General features: G+C 43.0%; 1 protein-coding gene. It reads right to left on the bottom strand.

Annotated elements, in window-relative coordinates; translation table 11 throughout:
• Positions 1-2,747: beta strand repeat-containing protein (locus AM228_RS34700; protein WP_369817812.1), on the bottom strand; the 2,747-nt coding region annotated here is incomplete at both ends.

The raw sequence follows: 2,747 nt of genomic DNA, 5'->3' as shown, positions 1-2,747 counted from the left end.
AAATAACTGTTGCTACGCCGTTGACGCGGATCAGTAATTTCATTGCGAAACTCTTGCACTTGTTTGGTTAAAGCTTGACGATTTGCTTCGGGAACCGCTGCCCGAATTGCCGCCCCATCAGCGGTGAATAATATCAGTTCTAATTGGTCTTCATAAGCGGTGACATAAACCACCGCAGACTGGGTGCCCGTTTGCTGGGCCATGCTGCCTAAAATTTCTCGCGCTGAAGCGGTGGTAATCACCTGATTTTCCGCAGAAATGCCCAAAGACTCAGCAAATTCACTGGTGCGACTTTCTTCTATGGTTGAGATGCGATCGTCTATAGAATTTTCCAGAATATTGCGATTAAATACTTGAAAATTGTCTAAGTTTTGTGGTACGTTAATCCGTGAATTACTAGAATTCATACTCTGACTATTTTCTGGATTAAACACCGGACTGAAACTCAGTGTATCTTGGGCGATCAAATCTTGGGCGATCGAATTAGTTAATCCTGAATTTTTGTCCTCAGAATTTAGGCCACCTTGATGAATATTGATTTCCCCAGTATCCGTGTAAATTTCCCCAGTATTCACAACTCCTTCGGTACTATTTACGGTAATATCCCCACTAGAAATTGCCCCAGTAGAAGTAATTGAACCAGTGTTAATATCGTCTTGTGCATTTAGGGTGACATCTCCGGCAATTCCCGTCATGGCGCGGGTTTCTATATCTCCTGTAGAAATTGCCCCTTCAGTGCTAGTAGCAGAAATATCACCACTATTAGTGCCTCCTATGGAACTAATATCTCCAGTATTAATATCTTGATTAGCTGTCAAACTAATATCACCAGAGTTGCCGGTTTTTGCCACAGTTGCTAAGTTGCCTGTATTAATATTTCCCGTATTGCTGGTGACAGAAATATCGCCACTATCTATGGCGGCGATCGAGCTAATATTTAGAGTGTAAATATCATTATTTGCCCGCACAGCAATATTGCCACTACTGCCATTTTCGGCAATGCTTGCAATATTCCCAGTAGTGACAGAACCTTGTTCGCTATTGACTAAAATATTGCCACTATTTTGACCAGCTTGGGAGGTAATATCACCAGTTTTTACATCATTCTGGGCGGTTACAGTCACATCGCCACTGTTGCCATTTTCCGCAACGGTTGCCACATTCCCAGTAGTAGCAGAACCTTGTTCGCTATTGACTAAAATATTACCACTATTTTGATTAGCTTGGGAGGTGACATTTCCAGTTTTTACATCATTTTGGGCGGTTACAGTCACATCGCCACTGTTGCCATTTTGGGCAACTGTAGCAATATTACCATTAGTGGTAGAACCTTCTTCGCTACTTACGGAAATATCGCCACTATTTTGACCAGCTTGGGAGGCAATATCACCAGTTTGTACATTATCTTGGGCAGCCACCGTGACATCGCCACTATTGCCATTTTCCGCAGTGGTTGTGACATCACCAGTGGTGACAGAACCCTCATCACTATTGACGGAAATATCGCCACTATTATCATCACCCTCAGAGGTAATATCACCAGTTATAACATCATCTTGACCTGCAACCGTAATATCACCAGAATCTCCCTCTGTAGCCAGAGAAGTAATATTTTCCGTCTTCACGGAACCGTCTTCAGCCACTACGGTAATATTTCCCGAACCGTCCTCACCGGCAGAGACCAATTCCGCAGTTTGAATATTGCCTTCGGTGCCATAAGTGTTGATTTGAATATTGCCGGAAGTGCCATTGGGGGCAACGGTTTCTACCAAGCCAGTCTTCACCAGATTTTCACAGCTAAGAATTATCAGATCGCCGCTTTCAATTAGACCGAATGTGCGAATATTTCTGAGGATGACACTGCCGTTAGCCTTTAAGGAAACATCGCCACCAATACCACTATCTGAAAAAGTTTCAATATTTCCCAGACTGTTAATATTGCCCAAACTGAAAATACTAATATCACCGCCTTCGGTGTATCCAGCAGAGCGAATGGCATGGCGAGTTTGATCGCCGCCGAGGTTCGTATCGCCACGGGTGGTGATGGTGACATTACCCGCATGACCGGCTGGGGAAAACGAGTGAATCGTTGCCGAACCAATATTGAAACTAGGAGTGGATTCTGTACCAAGAAGATTTACACAGTCACAGGGAGTATCATTATTGAGTTGACCAGCAATATTACCCGCATCAATTGTAATATTTCCTCCTTGTTGATTTCCCCAAGCACTAATATGAGAGGTACTAATATTACCCGCAGCATTCAGAGTAACATCACCAGCATTGTTCAATTTGGAAAAAGAGAAGATTACCCCGGTATTAATTGCGCCATTGTTACTGATGATCTTGACATTGCCACTGCTTTGTGACCCAAAAGTGCTGATGTGAGATGTAGTAATATCACCATTCGCTTTGAGAATTACATTGCCCCCTGTACCTCTGTGAGCATAAGATGCAAGATTAGCTTGGGCATTGTTAAATATTGATGCGACTTCAACAGAAGATACGTCATCGTTGGGACTAATTTGGGCTTCCCCAGATAAGTTGCCAATTGTTGTATTAATACTGCCATTATGACTGGTGATCCAAATATCTCCACTGTAAGAGTCAGAAGACGAACTTTGGTTATAAGAACTGACAAAACCTGTACGAATATCTCCATTGGCTTCAATCTTGATCTGGCCTGCTGAACCTTTTTTAGCATAAGAATCAAGTTGACCAGCACTGGTATCAATTGCACCACCAGT

Source organism: Planktothricoides sp. SR001, assembly GCF_001276715.1.
Classification (GTDB): Bacteria; Cyanobacteriota; Cyanobacteriia; order Cyanobacteriales; family Laspinemataceae; genus Planktothricoides; species Planktothricoides raciborskii.
This window is presented reverse-complemented; position numbering and strand designations above follow the sequence as displayed.